Genomic DNA, 18,627 nt, shown 5'->3' with positions numbered 1-18,627 from the left:
TCAAGTCACCTGTTCCTGGGACTGCTGCGCGACTCCGCCGGCGGCGAAGGTGGTGGAACCCGCTGTCACGAAGGGGACGACGGCAGCCGCAAGCGAAAGGGTGGGGTTGGCACATGCTGACCGAGGACCAGGTCCGGCAGTACGAACGGGACGGGTACCTGCTGCTGCCCGGCCTTCTCGACGGGGCGGAGCTGGACAGACTCCGCGGGGAGCTCCCCCTGGTGTTCGGTGAGTCAGCGCCCCGCCGGGTGCTGGAGGCCGGGACCGGCGTGGTGCGCGGCGTGCACGGCGTGCACGAGACCAACCCCGTCTTCGAGACCCTGGTGCGGCTGCCGCGGCTCGTGGAGCCCGCGCGCCGGCTCCTCGGCGACGACGTGTACGTGCACCAGTTCAAGATCAACGCCAAGCTGGCCCTGGTCGGTGAGGTGTGGGAGTGGCACCAGGACTACCGCTTCTGGCACGACGAGGACGGCATGCCCGCCCCCCGCGCCCTGAGCGCCGCCGTCTTCCTCGACGCGGTCGACGAGTTCAACGGGCCGCTCATGCTCGTGCCCGGCTCCCACCGGGACGGGATGCACGACGTCACCGTCCGCGAGGACGCGGACTGGTCGCAGACGCTGTCGGCCAAGCTGAAGTACTCGCTGAAGGTCGAGGCGCTCGCCGCGGCGACCCGGGAGCGGGGCATCGTGGCCCCCAAGGGCCCGGCGGGCACGGTGCTCCTCTTCCACAGCGCGATCCTGCACGGCTCGGTGCCGAACATGTCGCCGAACAACCGCACGCTGGTGCTGGTCAGCTACAACAGCGTGCGCAACCGGCTGCGCGAGGTGCCCCGACCCCGTCCGCACTTCGTCGCCAGCCGGGACTTCACACCCCTGCGGACGGTGCCCGACGACGCGCTCACCGCGGCCGGACACGGCCGCGTGCCGGTATGACGGCGCGCCCGGGCGACGCCGAGCGGCGGATCAGGGAGCTGCTGGAGCGGCGGGGCCTGCCCGCGCCCCGCGACCCCGCGGGCGTCGTCCCGCGCGGCCGGGACCGAGGGCCGCTCGCGCCGGGCCAGCGCCGCCTGTGGCTGCTGGACCGGATGCACCCGGGCGGCACCGATTACCTCGTGCCGCTGGCCTGGCGCCTGGACGGCGCACTGGACGAGCCGGCCCTCGTCCACGCGCTGCGAGAGGTCTTCCGGCGGCACGACGCGCTGCGCACCGTCTTCCGCGTCCGCGACGACGGGGAGCCGGAGCAGTGCGTGCTCCCCGACCTCCCGGAGATCACCGTCGAGGACCTCGGCGGCCTGCCCGCGGGCGAACGGGAGCGGGCCGAACGCGCCGCCCTGCGCGCCGAGACGGAGCGCCCCTTCGACCTCGCCGCCGGGCCGGTGGCCAGGGCCCGGCTGCTGCGGCTGGACGAGCGTCGCTGGACGCTCGTGCTCGTCGTGCACCACATCGTCTTCGACGAGTGGTCCGCCGGAGTCCTCACGCGCGACCTCTCCGCGCTCTACGCGGCCGCCCACCGGGGCGAGGCCGGACCTGCGGCGGCCAGCGGGCCGCGCTACCTCGACTGGGTCCTGTGGGACGCCGAGCGCTCGGCGGCCGCCGACGGGCAGGTCGACCACTGGCGCCGTGTCCTGGACGGCGCGCCGACCACCGTCGACCTGCCCACCGACGCCCCGGGCGGGGGCGAGGGCGGTGGCCCGGGCGGGCCCGCGGGCGAGCTGCGCGTCCCGGTGCCGCCGGGCGTCGTGGCGGACCTCACCGACCTGGGGCGCGCCGAGGGCTGCACCCCGTTCATGACGCTGCTCGCGGCCTGGGCCGCGTTCCTGCACCGGCTGAGCGGCCAGAGCGACCTGGTGATCGGCGCTCCCGTGGCGCGCCGCGGACCGGCCGAGACCCACGCCATGGTGGGCTTCTTCCTCAACACCGTGGCCCTCCGCCCCGACCTCGGCGGCGACCCCGGCTTCCGTGCGCTGCTGGCCCGGACGCGCGCGGTGACCACGGACGCCTACGCGCACGCCGACGCGCCCTTCGACGCCGTCGTGGAAGCCCTCCGCCCGGAGCGCTCCGGGGCCCGCCACCCGCTGTTCCGCGCCTGGTTCGCCGACGACGACGCGGGCGGGCCGGAGTTGGACCTCCCGGGGCTCCGGAGCGCCCCGGTGCCGCTGACCACCCGTACCGCCAAGTTCGACCTCGCCCTCTTCCTCACGCGGCACGCCGACGGGGCGGCCCTGATCTTGGAGTACGACGGCGCCCTCTTCACCGAGGACACCGCCGCCCGCCTGGCCGACCGGCTCGCCCGGCTCCTGGCCGCGCTGGCCGAGCGGCCCGACGCCCCGCTCTCCGCGCACGAGCTCCTCGACCCGGCCGAGCGCGAGCGGCTGGTGCGGACCTGGAACGACACCGCCCGCGATCTGGGAGCCGAGGCCCGGGCGCACCACTGGTTCGAGAAGCAGGCGGCGCGCACCCCGGACGCGGTGGCCGTCGAGTTCGCCGGGCAGCGCGTGACCTACGCCGAGCTGGACGCCCGCGCGGAGGCGGTGGCCCGCGCCCTCCGCCGCGTGGGCGTCACGGACGGCACGTACGTGGCGCTCGCGGTGCGCCGGTCCGTGGCGATGCTGGCGGCGGTGCTCGGCACGCTGAAGGCCGGGGGCGCCTACGTCGCGCTCGACCCGGACCACCCGCGCGACCGCCTGGCGCTCGTGCTCGCCGACACCGGCGCCCCGGTGCTGCTGGTCGACCCCGCCACCCGCGACGGCGTGCCCGACACCGACGCCGTGCTCCTCGACGTCACCGCCCTGCCCGACCCCGGCCCGGCCGCCTCCGGCCCGGCCGCCCCGGCCGCGCCACGGGGCCTGCCGCACGACCCCGTCGCCTACGTCACCTACACCTCCGGGTCGACCGGCCGCCCCAAGGGCATCCTCATGCCGCACCGGGCCGTCAGCAACCTCGTCGCCTGGACGCTGGAGCGCTACGGCCCCTGGGAGCCGGGCCACCGCACGCTGCAGTTCGCCTCGCTCAGCTTTGACGTCTCCTTCCAGGAAATCTTCTCCACCCTCGGCTCCGGCGGCACCCTGGTGCTCGTCACCGAGGAGCAGCGGCGGGACGTGCACGGCCTGGCCGAACTGCTGCGACGCGAGCGGGTGGAGCGGCTCTACGTCCCGGCCGCCGCCCTCCAGCAGCTCGCCGAGGGCCACCGGGGCGGCGCCACCCCGCCGACCGCGCTGCGGACGGTCGTCGCCGGGTCGGAGCAGCTCGTCGTCACCGACGACCTGCGCCGGCTCTTCGCGGACCTGCCCGGCACGCGGCTGCACAACGAGTACGGCCCCTCGGAGACGCACGTGGTCACCGCCCACGCGCTGCCCGCGGACCCGGCGGCCTGGCCGGAATGGGTCCCCGTCGGGCGGCCCGTCGCCAACACCCGGGTGTACGTGCTCGACGCCCTGGGCCGCCCGGTGCCCGTCGGCGTGCGCGGCGAGGTCCACCTCGGCGGGCGGGGACTCGCGCACGGCTACCTGGGCATGCCCCGTCAGACGGCCGCCGCGTTCACGCCCGACCCGTTCGGCCCCGAGCCCGGAGCCCGCCTGTACCGCACGGGGGACATCGCCCGCCACCTGTCCGACGGCACGCTGGAGTTCCTGGGCCGGGCGGACGACCAGGTCAAGATCCGCGGCTACCGGGTGGAGCTGGACGAGGTGCGGACGACCGTGGACGCCCACCCCGCCGTGCGCTCCGCGTTCGTGCGCGTGCACGGCGAGCGCTCGGCGGAGCGCCGGCTCGTCGCCTACGTCGTCCCGCACGCCGGGGAGCCGCCCGCGGCCGGGGAGCTCGCCGAGTTCGTGCGGCGGCGGCTGCCCGGCTACATGGTGCCCTCGGCGTTCGTCACCGTCGAGCGGCTGCCGCTCACCGTCAACGGCAAGGTCGACCAGCGCCGCCTGCCCGAGCCCGACTTCGCCGCCACCGTGCGGGCCGAGGGGCGGTACGCCCCGCCGCGCGACGCCCTGGAACGGGCGGTCGCCGAGGTCCTGGCGGACGCGCTGTCGGTCCCCCGGGTCGGCCGGGACGACGACTTCTTCGCCCTGGGCGGGCACTCCCTGCTGGCCGCCAAGGCGCTGTGGGCCGTCCAGGAGCGGCAGGGCGTGACGCTCACGCTCGGCGACTTCTTCCGGCGGCCGACCGCCGCCGGGCTCGCCGCGTGCGTGCGCCGGGCCCGGGAGTCCGGTGCGCCACCGCCCCAAAGCGCCGCGGCGGCCGAGCGGCCGTCCGGCGGCCGGCGCCTGGACGACCTCTTCGACGACCTGCTCGGTCCCGCGCAGTAAGGAGGGCACGTTTCATGCACAACGTCGTGGTGAACGACGAGGAGCAGTACTCGATCTGGCCGGCGGACCGCGAGGTGCCGCTGGGGTGGCACGTGGTCGGGGAGCCCCGCCCCGAGGCGGAGTGCCTGGCCTACATCGAGGAGCACTGGACGGACCTGCGTCCGCGCTCAGCCCGGCGCGCCGCCGAGCGGGAGGACGGTGCCCCCGGTGCGTGACCACCCGGCCCCCGGCCTCGAACTGACCCTGGACGCGCGGGAGTCCGCGCAGGTGACCGAGTTGGCGCTCGACCTCGCCCGGGACGCCGACCCCGCCAGGCCGCACGCCGTCTTCCGCGAGGCACCGGTGCGCGCCGAGGACCTGCCCGCACGGCTGCGCCGGGCGCTGACCGGCATGCGGCAGCACGAGGGCGCCGCCTACGCCGTGCTGCGCGGCCTGTCCGTGGACGACGCGGCGATCGGCCCCACGCCCGACCGCTGGGGCGCCGACCCCGCCCGGCAGCGCACCCGCGTCCACGAGATGCAACTCGCGCTTCTGGGCTCGGCGCTGGGCGAGCTGTTCGGCTGGGACAGCCAGCAGGACGGCGCCGTCGTCCACGACGTGCTGCCGCTGCGCGAGTACGAGAACGCGCAGATCAACTTCGCCAGCCAGGAACCGATCTGGTGGCACACCGAGGACGCCTTCCACGCCCACCGCCCGGACTACGTGGGACTGATGTGCCTGCGCAACCCGCAGAACGCCGCCACGACGGTGAGCTGCGCGGCCGAGTGGGACCTCGGGCACGGCCGCTACGACGTGCTGTTCGAGGAGCGGTTCCGGCAGCGGCCCGACCAGTCCCACGGCGTCGCCGGACGGGAGCCGGAGCCGCGCGCCGTGCTGCTGGGCGAGCGCCACCGGCCCTACGTGCGCGTGGACCCCTACTACCTCCAGGAACCGGAGGACGAGCGGGCGGCGGCGGCGCTGCGGGACTTCTACGCCGTCGTGGAGGGCGCGCTGCGCCAGGTGGTGCTGGCCCCCGGCGAGGTGCTGTTCGTGGACAACTACCGCGCGGTGCACGGACGCAAGCCGTTCCGGGCCCGCTACGACGGCCGCGACCGCTGGCTCAAGCGGGCGTCGGTCAGCCGGGATTTGCGGCACTGCTGGCCGTCGTGGAGCAAGGAGTCGCGTCAGGTGCTCACCGGCGAAGCCCGGTGACGGGCCCGGGGACGAGTGAGGAGACAACGGTGGCGGAGCCGACGGCGATGACCTCGGTGGTCGAGGCGTTCGAAGCACAGCGGGCCCGGCGCCCGGACGCCCCCGCGGTGACGGGTGACTTCGGCACCCTGTCCTACGCGCGGCTGGGCGGGCTGGCCGACGCGGTCGCGGCCGCGGTGACCGGGCGCGCGGCCGGTGGCCCGGCGCCCCGCGTGGGCTACCTGGGCGCGCGCGACCCCCACTTCCTTGCGGTGCTGCTGGGGGTCCTCGGCAGCGGCGCGGCCTACGTGCCGCTCGACCCGGCGTGGCCCGCGGCCCGGCTCGCGGAGGTCGCCGAGGACGCCGGGATGACGTGGGTGTTCACCGACGCCGAGCACGCCGGGGCGGCGGCCGAGGCCGGGCTGCCCGGCGTCCTGCCGGTGGCCGAGACGCTGGCCGGTTCCGGCTCCGGTGCCGACGGCTCCGCCGCCTCGCCCCGCCCGCGCGCCGGTGGGGCCACCGACCTGGCGTATGTGGTGTACACCTCCGGGTCCACCGGCCGCCCCAAGGGCGTGCTCACCGAGCACGGCCCGCTGCTCAACACCTGCCGGGGCATGGCCGAACTGTGGCGGCTCACCCCGGAGGACCGGGTGCTCCAGTTCACCACGCTCGGCGTGGACATCACCATGGAAGAGGCGTTCACGGCGTGGACGGCCGGTGGCGCCCTGGTCCTCATGGGCCCCGCCACCACCACCGACCTCTCCCGCTTCACCGACTTCCTGGCCGCCCACCGGGTCAGCGCCCTGGACCTGCCCACCTCCTTCTGGACCACCTGGCTGGACGCCGTGGAGCGGGGTGACGCGCCGGTGCCGCCCGCCACGGTGCGCGTCGTGGCCGTGGGCAGCGAGGAGGTCCACGCCGAGGACATCGGCCGCTGGCTGGCCGTCGCGCGCCCTGGCTGCCAGGTCTTCAACATGTACGGCTCCACCGAGCAGGCCATCACCTCGCTCGTCCACGGGCCGCTGGAGGCGGGCGACCCGGTCGGTACCGGGGTCGTCGGCACCCCGCTGCCCGGCGTCCGGGCGTACGTGCTCGACGCCGACCTGAACCGACTGCCGCCGGGACGCCCGGGCGAGCTCCACGTGGGCGGGCTCGCCGCCGCCCGGGGCTACGCCGGCCGGCCCGGGCGGACGGCCGCGCGGTTCCGCCCCGACCCGTTCGCCGGGGTGCCCGGCGCCCGCATGTACGCCACCGGCGACCGCGCCGTGGCGCTGCGCGACGGCACCTTCCGGTTCGCCGGGCGCATCGACGGGCGGCTGAAGATCCGGGGATTCACGGTCCAGCCGGGCGAGGTGCGGCTCGTGCTCGCCGATGTCCACGGGGTGGACCGGGTCGCCGTCGCCGCCGAGCCCGGGCCCGACGGCCGCGACCGGGTGGTGGCCACCGTGTCCGCGTCCGTCCCGGCCGATGGCGTCGGCGAGCTCGTCGCCGCGCTCACCCGCCGGGCCGCCGAGCGGCTGCCCGAGGCCGCCCGCCCACGCCAGTACACCGTGCACGTGCCCGGTGAGGACGCCCCCGTGGTCCGCCCGGCCGCCGGCGCGGGGCCGACCGCGCCCGCCGGCCAGGCCGCGCCCGGCACCACGTCGGCGGACCCCCGCCGGGCGGAGGTGACCGCCGCCGTCACCGCGCTGTGGCAGGAACTGCTCGGCCCGCAGGACGTCGCGCCCGGTGACAGCTTCCTGGACCTGGGCGGCAACTCGCTGCTGGTCACCCAGCTCCTCACCCGGCTGCGCGGCCGCCTCGGCGTCACCGTGGAACTCGCGGACTTCTTCGCCACGCCCACCGTCGAGGCCGTCACCACGGCCGTCCTCGCCGCCGGGGAACGCTCGCCCGGGACCGGGGCCGGACCGGCCGCCGAACCCGTACGCCCCTCCACGGCGCTGGAGGGTCCGTGCTGGCCGGGCCAGGAACGCATGTGGTTCCTCCAGCGGCTGATGCCCGAGTCCATCGCCTACCATCTGCCGCTCGCCTTCGAGGTCTCCGGGACGCTGGACCGCGCGGCGCTGCGCGCGGCCCTGCACACGGTGCTGCGGCGGCACGAGCCGCTGCGCACCGCCGTGCGGCTGGAGGAGGGGCGGCTGGTACAGAGCGTGCGCGAGCCGGAGGCCCACGTCGAGGAGGCCACCTCCCGGCACTCCGCAGTCGAGGAAGCCCGGCGTCCGGACGGCTTCGCGGCCGCCTTCGTGGCCCGCCCCTTCGACCTGGCCTCCGGCCGGATGCTCCGCACGGCCGTGCTCGACTGCGCCGACGACCGCGCCCTGCTGCTGTTCGTCGTCCACCACACGGCGTTCGACGAGTGGTCCGCCGGGCTGTTCCTGGACGAACTCAGCCGGGCCTACGCCGCCGCCGTGCGGGGCCACGACGCGGACCTGCCCGAGTTGGCCGTGCGCTACCTGGACTTCAGCGCCGGGCAGACCGCCGGGCCGCACCGGCGGCGCCTGGCCGAGCAGCGCGACTTCTGGCGCGCCTACCTGGCGGACCTGCCGCCGGAGCCGACCCTGCCGGCGGACTCGCACCGGCCCCGGCGCGGCACCCAGGCCGGCGCCGAGTGCGCCTTCACCGTGCCCCCGAGGGAGGCGGCCGCCCTGGCGGCGCTGGCCCGCCGCGAGGGCGTCACCCGCTTCCACGCGCTCCTCGCGCTGTACTGCGTGTTCCTGGCCCGCCACACCGGCCGGCACGACTTCGCGGTCGGCGTGCCCGTGGCCAACCGCGACGCCGAGGGGCTGGAGGCGCTGATCGGGCTGTTCGTCAACACCCTGCCCGTGCGGGCCCGGCTGACGGACAACCCGCGCTTCACGGAGGCGGTGCGGCGGCTGGGCGAGAGCACCCTCGCGGCGCTGGGCGCCAAGGAGGTCCCCGTGGACGAGATCGCCCGCGCGGTGGGCGCTCACGGCGGCGGCGCCGGAGACCACCCCCTGTTCCAGACGATGTTCCTGATGGACGAGGAGCCCACCGGCTCGCTCACGCTCCCGGACGCCGATGTCGCCCCGCTGACGCTGCCGGTGCGGGCGAACACGCTCGACCTCACCCTCGTCCTCGGGGACGACGACCGGGGCGGCCTGGCCGGGCGGCTGTGGTACTCCACCGAGCTGTTCGGCGCCGAGACCGCCGGGCGGCTGGTGGCCGGGTTCCTCGCCCTCGTCCGCCAGGCCGTGGCCGACCCCGAGCTGCGCGTGCGCGACCTGGACTTCGTCCCCGCCGAGCACCGCGCACTCACCGCCGCCCCCGCCGCCGCGCCCGCCGCGCCCGCCGCCGTGGCGGACACCCCGGCGGTCCGCGTCGCCGCGGCGGCCCGGCGGTTCCCCGAGCGACCCGCCCTCACCTCCCGCGGGACCACGCTGACCCACGCCCGGCTCGCGGCCCGCACCGCCGCGCTGCGGCAGCGCCTGCTGGACGCCGACCCGACGGGCGCCCCGGTGCTGCCGGTGCTGCCGGACGGCCCCGAGCTGCTGGCCGCCACGCTCGCGGCGGACGGCCTCGGCCGGATCAACGCCGCCCTCGATCCGGCCCGGCTGCCGGTGCCGACCGCTCCGTGGGCCGAGCTCGGCGGCGGGTGCGTGGTGACGTCGGGCGACCTGGACCGGGACCGGCTGCCGCCCGGACTCCCGGTGGTGCACGTCCCCGACTCGGGCGCCGAGGTCCCCGCGACCACCGGGTCCACCGCGACCACCGGGGCCGCAGCGCCGCCCGCGGGGGGTCCGTCCCCGGACGCCGCCCCGGCGCACGGAGCGGGCCCGGCCGGGCACGTCACCTTCACCGACGGGCCCGGCGGCGACCCGCGCGCCGTCCACCTGCCCCCCGGCGCGCTCGCGCCCGCCTGGGCCTGGCTGGAGCGCGAACTCGGCGCCGAGGTCCTCGACGGCGCGCTGTTCAGCACGCCCGCACCGGACGGGGCCCACCTCGCGCCCCGGCTGTGGGCGCTCGCGCACGGCGGCCACGTCGTCACCGGCCCGGGGCCGCACGCCGCGCCCGACCGGCTGCTGGCGGCCCTCACCGGCCAGGACGTGCGGACGCTGTTCCTCGCGGCGGACGAAGTGCACGCCCTGTTGCGGCACCTCGCCGCACGCCCGGACGCGGCGGGCGCGCTGACGGGCGTGCGCGCCGTCGTCGTCCGGGGCGGGCAGGCCCCTTCGGGGCTGGCGAAGCGGTGCGCCGAGCTGGGGCTGTCCGCCCGGCTCTACCAGCTCTACGGCCCGCCCGAGGCGGCCGGTGCCGCGCTGTGGCGCCGGATCACCCCCGAGGAGCCCGGCGAGGTGCCCGCCTTCCGACCCTTGGACGGGAGCGCCGCGGCCGTGCTCGACGAGCGCCGCCTGGTCGTGCCGCACGGGGTGCCGGGGGAGCTGTACCTCGCGGGGGACGCGCTGGCCTCGGGCCACCCGGGCGACGCGGCGGCGACCCGGCGCGCCTTCGTCACCAACCGCTTTCCCGGGGTCCTGCCCGGCGACCGCCTGTTGCGCACCGGCCGGGTGGCACGGCTGCGGCCGAGCGGCGAGGTCGAGCTCCCGCCCGCGTCCGCCGGGGCGCCGGACGGCGCGCCCCGGCCCGCGGCTCTCGCAGCGCTGCTGGAGGCGCACGCCGGCGTCCGCCGCGCCCAGGTGGTCGCCGGGCCCGCCCCCGACGCCCGGGAGCGGCTGCGCGAGCGCGTCGCCGCGCTCGTCGAGGAGCGTCCCGCCGACCTCGTCACCGCCGCGGTGCTGCGCGTCACCGGAGCGCGCGGCCACGACGGCGACCCGAACACCACCACCCCGGGAAGGTGACCATGCTGCGCCGCTTCAAGGACTTCACGATCGAACTCGACCTGCACCGGGACTCCTTCATCGACGCGCCCCGGGCCGAGCAGAAGCGCTGGGTGGTCCACCGCGCCGTCGACGAGCTGGCCGAGCAGCTCCGGCATCTGGACGTCGTCGCGCCCGACTTCGTGGCGGGCACCACCCGGGGGCAGATCGGCGCGGAGTGGCACGACAGCCGGGCGGACTACCACGACGGGGAACTTCTCATCGAGGGCCAGCAGGTCATGCAGGACTGGGAGGAGGCCCTGATGCGCCGGATGGCCGAACGCGTGGGAGCCACCCACGGCGACGTCCTGGAGATCGGCTTCGGCCTCGGGCTGTCCGCGACGTTCATCGAGGAGCAGCGGGTGCGGTCCCACACGATCGTGGAGTTCAACGACGAGGTGCTCGCCCGGGCCCGCCGCTGGGCCGCGGAGCGCCCGGGCGCCGACATCGAGCTGATCCAGGGCAACTGGCAGCAGGTGCTCCCCGAGCTCGGAGACTTCGACGGCGTCTTCTGGGACGCCTTCCCCACCAGTGAGGAGGAGTTCGACCAGTACGTGCTGCGGGACTCCGCGGTCGCCGAGGCCTTCTTCTGCGAGGCCGCGGCCCACCTGCGGCCCGGGGGCGTCTTCACCTACTACACCAACGAGCGCGACTCGCTGAGCCGTCGGCACCAGCGCAGCCTGCTGCGCTACTTCAGTTCCTTCTCGGTGGAGGTCGTGGACGGGCTCGTGCCCCCACCGGACTGCCAGTACTGGTGGACCGACCGCATGACCGTCGTCACGGCGACCCGCTGATGTCCTCCCCCGGCCCGGCCGCCTCCTCCGCGGCCACCGCCCGGCCGACCGCCCCCCGCACCGCCGACCGAGAGGGAACCCCCGTGCCGCCGAGCGTCGACGACCTGTCCGCCGCCCAGCTCGCCGTGCTGGAACGGCTGCTGACCGGCGCCCCGGAGCCCGACCCCGGCGCGGCGGCCGAGCTGACGGCCTACTACGTCCCCACCGAGGGTGCCGCGCCGACCGAGAGCGAACTGCGGGCCCACCTGGCCGGCGCGCTCCCCGCCGGGCAGCCGGTGCGCCTGGTCGCCGTCGACGCGCTGCCCGGCCCGTCCGGCACCGCGCCCGCCGCGACGCCACCGGCGCCCGGCGCGCCCGCCGCGGCCGACCCACCCGCGGCCGCCGGGGAGGGACCCGGGAACAGGGCGCCCGCCGGCGACGTCGAGCGGTGGATCGCCGCGGTGTGGGCGGCCGTGCTCGACGTGCCGGTGACCTCCGCGGGGGACGACTTCTTCCGCCTGGGCGGCAGCTCCCTGCGCGCGGTGCAGGTGCTCGCCCGGCTGCAGAGCGTCCTCGGCGTCGAGCTGGAGCTGGTCACCCTGTTCGAGAACCGCACGGTGTCCGCCCTGGCGGCCGCGCTGGAGCGGCAGTCCGACCGGGTGCCCGGCTTCGCCGAGATCGTGTCTGTCGCCGCCGAGGTCTACGCGTCCGAGACCTAGCGGCCCGGGCGCCACCACGACCACGGCCCGGCCACCACGGCCCGGCCCCGGCACCGACGGGAGGGGACGGCACATGACGACCGGCGGGTACGAGCGCTTCCTGCGGCTCACCCCCACGCAGCGGCGGGAGTTCGCCGCCCGGGTGGCCGACGACCCCGCCCTGGCCGCCCAAGTACGCCTCACGCCCGCGCAGCGGCGGATGTGGTTCCTGGAGCGGCTCGCGCCCGGGGTCTCCCTCTACAGCTTGCCGTCAGCCCACCGCTTCCGGGGCCCGCTGCGCACCGGGGCGCTGCGGGCGGCGCTGACCGACCTCGCGCACCGCCACGAGATGCTGCGCACGCGGTACGTCGACGTGCAGGGCGAGCCGCTGCAACTCCCCTCCGCCGCGCCGCTGGACTGCCCCGTCGTCGACCTGCGGCACCTGCCGGGGCCGCGCCGCGAGGCGGAGGTGAGCCGGCTGGTCGAGGAGGACGCCGCCGCGCCCTTCACCCTGCTGGGCGGGCCGCTGGCCCGGGCCGCCGTCGTGGTGGTGGGCGAGGAGGACCACGTCGTGCTGTTCACCGTGCACCACAGCGTCGCCGACGGCTGGTCGCTGGACCTGCTGTACGGCGAGCTGGAGGAGCTGTACGACGCCCACGCGCACGGCCGGGCCCCCGCGCCCCGCGCGCCCACCGCGTCCTACGCGGACCACGCGGCGCGCCAGCACGCCTGGCTGGCCTCCGCCGACTGCGCACGCCAGGTCGACTACTGGCGGCGCGCGCTGGAGGGCGTGCCGGTCACCCTCGGCCTGCCCGCGCCCGACCCGGCCGTCGCCGCCCCCGCCGCCGGCACGGGCGGCGTCATCCGGCGGGAGGTGCCCCCGCCGGTGGCGGCGGCGCTGCGGGAGCTGAGCCGCGCCGAGGGCGCCACGCTGTTCATGACCCTGCTCGCCGCCTACGGGCTCGCGCTGCGGCGCTTCGGCGGTCAGGACGACGTCGTCATCGGCTCCCCGGTCTCCGGGCGCGACGCCGCCGACGCGGCCGGGACGGTCGGGCTCTTCGTCAACACCGTGGTGCACCGGCTCCGGCCGGCCGGGGCGGCCACCTTCCGCGCCCTGCTGGCCCGGGTGCGACGGACGGCGCTGGAGGTCTACGCGCACCAGGAGGTCCCCTTCGACCTGCTGGTGGAGCGGCTCGCCGGGCCGCGCACCCCAGGCCGTAACCCGCTGTTCTCCGCCTTCCTGTCCGTGGAGGGCTTCTCCGAGCGCGGGCTGACCCTCGGCGGCGTCCCGGGCACCGCCCTGCGGGCCGAGCAGGGCACCCCCTGGTTCGACCTGTCCCTGTGGGCGGGCGAGCGCGGCGACGGCGGGCTGCGCCTGTCTCTGGAGTACGCGGCCGACCGCGTCGACGCCGCGAGCGCCGGGCAACTGGCGGACCACCTGCTCGCCCTTCTCGCGGACGCCGCCGCCCCGGACGGGCCCGACCGCCCGCTCGCCCGGCTGGCGCTCGCCCCGGGGGCGTCCGGCCTGGCGGGCGCCCCCGTGCCCGGCGCGCCGGTGCCGCGCGTCACCGACTACCTCGCCCGGCAGGCCCGGCGCACTCCCGGGGCCCTCGCCCTGGCTGCCGGACCGACGCGCCTGAGCTACGCGGAGCTGGAGCGTCGCGCCGGGGAGTTCGCCGACCGGCTGCGCGCCGCCGGGGTCCGGCCGGGCGACCGCGTCGGCATCCGGCTCCGCCGCACCGCGCACCTGGTGGTGGCCGTACTCGGAGTGCTGCGGGCGGGCGCCGCCTACGTGCCGCTGGACCCGGGGCTGCCGCGCGAGCGGGTCCGGACCATCACCGCGGAGGCGGAGCTGCGGACGGTCGTCACCGAAAGCGCCCTGCACACCGGCCCCGCCGACGCCCCCGGCCCCGCCGACGCCCCGGACCCGGACGCCCCCGACGCGCCCGCCCTGCTCGTCGACGCACCCGGACCGCACGCCGCGCCGCCCCCCTCCGCACGCGGGGCGGACGGCCGGACCGCCGACCCCCGCGACGCCGCCTACGTGCTCTACACCTCCGGCTCCACCGGCCGCCCCAAGGGCGTCGTCGTGGAACACCGCAGCGTCGTCGCCCTGGTGGAGTGGGCGCTGCGGGAGTTCTCCGCCGAGGAGCTGCGCGGTGTCCTCGCCGCCACCTCCCTCTCCTTCGACATCTCCGTCTTCGAGCTGTTCGCGCCGCTCGCGCGGGGCGGCACCGTGGTGCTCGTGGAAGACCTCTTCACCCTGGCGACCCGGCCGCCGACGACCCCGGTCACCCTCGTCAACACCGTGCCGAGCCTGCTGGACGAGCTGCTCGCGCAGGCGCGCCTGCCCGCGTCGGTGCGCGCCGTCAACCTCGCCGGGGAGCCCCTGCCCGCCGCGCTGGTCCGCTCGGTCCACGCGAGCGGCGGTGCGGTGCGGGTCCGCAACCTCTACGGGCCCAGCGAGGACACCGTCTACTCCACGTGGAGCCGGGTACCGCGCGACGGCGGCACCCCGGCCATCGGCCGCCCGCTGGACGGCACCCATGCGCACGTCCTGGACGCCGACGGCCACCCGGTGCCGCCCGGCGCGCCCGGCGAGCTGTACCTCGGCGGCGTCGGACTGGCCCGGGGATACCTGCGGCAACCGGCGCTCACCGCGACCCGGTTCGTGCCCGACCCCGCCGCCGCGGCGGAACCGGGCGCCCGGCTCTACCGCACCGGTGACCGGGTGCGCCTGCGCGCGGACGGCGAGCTGGTCTACCTCGGTCGCACCGACCACCAGGTCAAGCTGCGCGGGGTGCGCATGGAGCTGGGCGAGATCGAGGCGGCCCTGCGCCGCGTCCCCGGGGTGCGCGAAGCGGTCGTCGTCGTCCACGGCACCGGCGGCGGCAAGCGGCTCGTCGCCTACCCGGCGGGCGACGCCGTGCCCGGCCCGCAGGCGCTGCGGGCCGCGCTGCGCGCCGAGTTGCCCGCGCCGCTCGTCCCGCACCGCTTCGTCCCGCTGCCCGCGCTCCCGCGCACCCTGTCCGGCAAGCCCGACCGGGCCGCGCTCCCCGACCCGGCCGAACCCGGCAGCGCGGAGCGCGCCCGGCCGCTGGCCACGGACGCCGAGCGCGCGGTGGCCGAGGTCTGGGGCGAGGTGCTCGGCCGCCGCTCCCTCGGCCCGCACGACGACTTCTTCGCCCTCGGCGGCCACTCGCTGTCCGCCCTGCGCGTGGTGGCACGGCTCAACGGGCTGCGGGGCACCGGCGTGCAGCCCGCCGCGCTTTTCGAGGCGCCCACGGTCGAGGGGTTCGCCCGGCTGCTGGAGGCCGCCGCGAGCCCGGCTCCCCACGCCGCGTCCGCCACCGGCACGCCGGCCGGCCACCCACCCCGGCACGCGCTGCGCACGCTCCGCCCCGGTGACGGACCGCCCACCGTGTGCTTCCCGCCGGTCGGCGGCGACGTCCTCGCCTACGGCCCGCTCGCCGCTGAACTGGCCGGTGACGGGCCGGTGTACGCGGCATCGCTGCCCGGCCTGTACGACCAGCGCGCCCCGCTGCGCTCGGTCTCCGAGATGGCCGACTACCACCTCTCCCTCCTGGCGGACGCCCGAGCCGAGGCACCGGCGGCCTTCGTCGGCTGGTCCATGGGGGGCGTCGTCGCGGTGGAGACGGCCCGCCGGATGCGCGAGGCCGGCGGCACGCCGGTCGCGGTGGTGCTCATCGACAGCACCGTGCCGGGCCCCGGGTTCGCGCCCCGGGACGTGGTGGCGGAGTTCAGCGCCTACCTGGCCGCCGCGGCGGGCCGCACCGCGCAGGTCACCGGGGCCCGGTGCCCCGACGCGGCCGCGCTGCTGGCCTGGGCGCGCGCCGAGGGGCTGGTCGGCGCCGAGCTGGACGCCGCCGCCCTGGGCGCCCGGATGGCGGTGTTCGCGGCCAACCTGCGGGCGCTCACCCGGCACCGGCTGCTGCCGCACGGCGGCCCCGCCCTGTACCTGGCGGCCGCCGACGAGGGCGCGGCGGCCCGGTGGCGGCCGTGGGAGGCCGCCCTGGGCGACACCCTGCGGGTGCGGACGGTCCCCGGGGACCACTTCAGCGTCATGAAACGACCGTCGGTGCGGGCCGCCGCCGAGGAGATCACCCTCTGGCGCCAGGCCCTGCCCACTCTGGCAAGGAGCGCGTGATGGACGTGGCCGAGGGCTGGACCCGGATCAGCGAGGAGCGGGCGGGCGGCGAGGTGGTCCTGGCGGTGGACTTCCCCGCCAGCGGGCGCCGCGAGGCGACCTTCCGCGACCTCGCCCGGCTGCTCCCCGAGGGGTACGACGTCTGGCACACCGCACCGCTGCCCGGCGCGGAGCGGCCGGACACCCCCGCGGACGCCTACCTCACCTGGTGGACCGGCGACCTGCTGGAGCGGCGTCCCCCGGTGCGGGCGGTCCTGGGCTACTGCGCGGGCAGCATGTTCGCCGCGGCGCTGGCCGAGCTGCTGGACGACCGCCTGGGGCGGCGCCCGCCGCTGGTCGCCTTCAACCCGGGGCCGCCCACCACCGAGACCCTCCACCGCGACTTCCGCGCCATGATCGAGGCGATGACGGACCTGGAGGCCGCCGAGCGGTCCGCGCTGCACCGGCAGGCGGCCGACGGCCGCGCCGCGGCGGGCGGCGACTTCGGACAGCTCGGCGCGGCGTACGCGCGGGCGTACGCGGCCACCTACGCGGAGGTCTTCGCCCGCCTGGGCGTGGGCGCGTCCGCAGCCGACCAGCTCACCGGGGTGTTCCGCGCCTACCTGGCCTACCTGGGCGCCGCCCGGGGCGTGCCGGACCGGCCCCGGTGGCCCGCGGCCGCCGCCGTCACCTCCCGGGACCAGTGGGCGAGCGCGTTCTGCGAGCGGTGCGACGAGGAGTACGCCTTCGACGTGGGCCGCGAGGACCTGCTGCGGAGCGCGGACGTGGCCGAGACGGTGTCCGCGCTGCTGCGCGACGGAACCTGGGAGGCGGGACGGTGAGCGAGCGGACGACCGAACGGCGGACGCCGGAGCGGGCCCCGGGCACCGGCGGGGCGGACGGCGCGGAGCACGCGCCCGCCCCCGTGCCCGAGCTGTTCGCCCGGCAGGCGGCGCGCACCCCGTCGGCGGTGGCCGTGGAGAGCGACGGCGTGCGGTGGACGTACGCGCGGCTGGAGGCCCGCGTCCACCGGATCGCACACCTCCTCCAGCGGCACGGCGCCGGCCCCGGGTCGCTCGTCGCGGTGGTGCTCGACCGCTCGGCGGACCTCGTCGCCGCCGTCTTCGCCGTGCTGCGGTCGGGCGCCGGATACGTGCCCATCGCGCCGGACGACCCGGCCGAACGCGTCCGGCACGTGCTCGACTCCTGCGGCCCCGCCGTGGTCGTCACCGGCCGCGCGGTCGGCCCCGAGCTCACCGGCGCGCACCGCGGGTCCGTCCTGGCCCTGGGCGCCCCCGGCGTCGAGGCGGAGCTCGCGGCCTGCCCCGCGACGGCGCCCACCGGCCCCGGGCACCGCCCGGCGCGGGCGGACGACGTCGCCTACGTGATCCACACCTCCGGCTCGACCGGACGGCCCAAGGGCGTCGTCGTGGAGCACGGGGCGCTCGCCCGGTACCTCGCCCACGTGCGCGCCCACTACCCGGCCGTCTCCGGGCGCGCCCTGCTGCACTCCTCGGTCTCCTTCGACATGGCCGTGACGACGCTGCTCGCCCCGCTGCTGAGCGGTGGCACGGTCGTGCCCGTGGACCTGCTGGCCCTCGCCTCCGGCGCCCCGCTGCCCGCCGACTTCGCCCCGCCCGCGTTCCTGAAGGTCACCCCCTCGCACCTGCCGCTGCTGCGGACGCTCCCCGCGCGGCTCGCGCCGACCCGGCAGCTCGTCGTCGGCGGCGAGGCGCTGCTGGGGACGGCCCTGGACGCCTGGCGGCGGGAGCACCCGGAGGTCGCGGTGGTCAACGAGTACGGGCCGACCGAGGCCGCCGTGGGGTGCTGCGTGTTCCAGGTCGCGCCCGGGGAGCGCGTGCGGCCCGGGGCCGTCCCCATCGGCGTGCCCACCGAGAGCACCCGGCTGCACGTGCTGGACGAGCGGCTGCGGCCGGTGCCCCCCGGCGCCGTGGGCGAACTCCACATCGGCGGCGGGCAACTGGCCCGCGGGTACCTGCACGACCCCGCGCTCACCGCCCGCCGGTTCCTGCCCGACCCCTACGGGCCGCCCGGCGCGCGGATGTACCGCACCGGGGACGCGGTGCGGCGGCGCAAGGACGGGAACCTGGAGTACCTGGGGCGCCGCGACGACCAGGTGAAGGTGGGCGGCCACCGTGTCGAACCCGGGGAGGTGGCGGCCGTCGTCGGCCGCAGCCCGCTGGTCGACCACGCCGCGGTCGTGCTCCGCGACACGGGCGCGGGCGGGCGGCAGCTCGTCGCTTACGTCGTGCCCGCAGCCCCGGCGGCGGACGGCGCCTTCCCGGAGGAGGCCCTGCGCGCGCACGCCGCCCGCTTCCTGCCCGAGTACATGCTGCCGGCGGCCTTCGTCCCGCTCGACCGGCTGCCGCTGACCCCGAACGGCAAGCTGGACCGGGACCTGCTGCCCGACCCGCGCGCGGTCCGCGCCGCCCCGTCCGCGCCCGCCCGCGACGCCCGGGAGGCGCGCCTGTGCGCGCTGTTCGCCCAGGTGCTGGGGGTCGGTGAGGTGGGCATCGACGACGACTTCCGGCACCTGGGCGGGACCTCGGTGGCGGCGGCCCGCCTGGTCTCGCTCGCCGCCGCCGAGGGTGTCGCCCTCGACGTGCCCGGCGTCCTGCACCGCCGCACCGTCCGCCGCCTCCTTCAGCCGTGAGCCACCGGCCGTGAGTCGTCG

10 protein-coding genes are annotated in these 18,627 nt (G+C 77.5%); all 10 read left to right on the top strand.

The genetic code is table 11. The annotated features are described in order from the left end of the window. Positions 1-113: 113 nt before the first annotated feature. The 10 genes from OSB71_RS10530 to OSB71_RS10485 all read left to right on the top strand — a co-directional run bounded on the left by OSB71_RS10530 (position 114) and on the right by OSB71_RS10485 (position 18,606). The gene (locus tag OSB71_RS10530) at positions 114-932 is read left to right on the top strand and encodes a phytanoyl-CoA dioxygenase family protein (RefSeq protein WP_265946829.1); all 819 of its coding nucleotides are present in this window, start codon (positions 114-116) and stop codon (positions 930-932) included. Beyond that, positions 929-4,309, top strand: a complete 3,381-nt coding sequence (locus OSB71_RS10525; RefSeq protein ID WP_265946827.1) for a non-ribosomal peptide synthetase — start codon at positions 929-931, stop codon at positions 4,307-4,309. The genes OSB71_RS10530 and OSB71_RS10525 overlap by 4 nt, the downstream gene beginning before the upstream one ends. A 14-nt stretch (positions 4,310-4,323) precedes the next feature. Further along, positions 4,324-4,524, top strand: coding sequence for an MbtH family protein (locus OSB71_RS10520; RefSeq protein ID WP_265946825.1), 201 nt, complete (start codon positions 4,324-4,326; stop codon positions 4,522-4,524). Further along, positions 4,517-5,500 carry a guanitoxin biosynthesis L-enduracididine beta-hydroxylase GntD gene (gntD, locus tag OSB71_RS10515; protein ID WP_265946823.1) on the top strand — a complete coding sequence of 328 codons (984 nt, stop codon included), beginning with the start codon at positions 4,517-4,519 and terminating at the stop codon, positions 5,498-5,500. Before OSB71_RS10520 ends, gntD begins: the two co-directional genes overlap by 8 nt. Positions 5,501-5,529: 29 nt before the next feature. Further along, positions 5,530-10,296, top strand: coding sequence for a non-ribosomal peptide synthetase (locus tag OSB71_RS10510; RefSeq protein WP_265946821.1), 4,767 nt, complete (start codon positions 5,530-5,532; stop codon positions 10,294-10,296). Between the two features lie 2 nt (positions 10,297-10,298). Beyond that, the gene (locus OSB71_RS10505; RefSeq protein ID WP_265946948.1) at positions 10,299-11,108 is read left to right on the top strand and encodes a class I SAM-dependent methyltransferase; all 810 of its coding nucleotides are present in this window, start codon (positions 10,299-10,301) and stop codon (positions 11,106-11,108) included. Between the two features lie 83 nt (positions 11,109-11,191). Further along, positions 11,192-11,806 carry a phosphopantetheine-binding protein gene (locus tag OSB71_RS10500; protein ID WP_265946819.1) on the top strand — a complete coding sequence of 205 codons (615 nt, stop codon included), beginning with the start codon at positions 11,192-11,194 and terminating at the stop codon, positions 11,804-11,806. A gap of 73 nt (positions 11,807-11,879) precedes the next feature. After that, positions 11,880-15,953, top strand: coding sequence for a non-ribosomal peptide synthetase (locus OSB71_RS10495; RefSeq protein ID WP_265946817.1), 4,074 nt, complete (start codon positions 11,880-11,882; stop codon positions 15,951-15,953). Continuing rightward, positions 15,953-16,774, top strand: coding sequence for an alpha/beta hydrolase family protein (locus tag OSB71_RS10490; RefSeq protein ID WP_265946815.1), 822 nt, complete (start codon positions 15,953-15,955; stop codon positions 16,772-16,774). The genes OSB71_RS10495 and OSB71_RS10490 overlap by 1 nt, the downstream gene beginning before the upstream one ends. Then, a complete protein-coding gene (locus OSB71_RS10485; RefSeq protein WP_265946813.1) occupies positions 16,771-18,606 on the top strand; it encodes a non-ribosomal peptide synthetase in 1,836 nt (611 codons plus the stop codon). Before OSB71_RS10490 ends, OSB71_RS10485 begins: the two co-directional genes overlap by 4 nt. Positions 18,607-18,627: the final 21 nt, after the last annotated feature.

It is taken from the genome of Streptomyces marinisediminis (assembly GCF_026262575.1).
GTDB lineage: Bacteria > Actinomycetota > Actinomycetes > Streptomycetales > Streptomycetaceae > Streptomyces > Streptomyces marinisediminis.
This window is presented reverse-complemented; position numbering and strand designations above follow the sequence as displayed.

Bases quoted from the DNA above. Each gene is read 5' to 3' on its own strand.
- OSB71_RS10530 (WP_265946829.1), top strand. From the start codon at position 114: ATGCTGACCGAGGACCAGGTCCGGCAGTACGAACGGGACGGGTACCTG.
- OSB71_RS10525 (WP_265946827.1), top strand. From the start codon at position 929: ATGACGGCGCGCCCGGGCGACGCCGAGCGGCGGATCAGGGAGCTGCTG.
- OSB71_RS10520 (WP_265946825.1), top strand. From the start codon at position 4,324: ATGCACAACGTCGTGGTGAACGACGAGGAGCAGTACTCGATCTGGCCG.
- OSB71_RS10505 (WP_265946948.1), top strand. From the start codon at position 10,299: ATGCTGCGCCGCTTCAAGGACTTCACGATCGAACTCGACCTGCACCGG.
- OSB71_RS10495 (WP_265946817.1), top strand. From the start codon at position 11,880: ATGACGACCGGCGGGTACGAGCGCTTCCTGCGGCTCACCCCCACGCAG.
- OSB71_RS10490 (WP_265946815.1), top strand. From the start codon at position 15,953: ATGGACGTGGCCGAGGGCTGGACCCGGATCAGCGAGGAGCGGGCGGGC.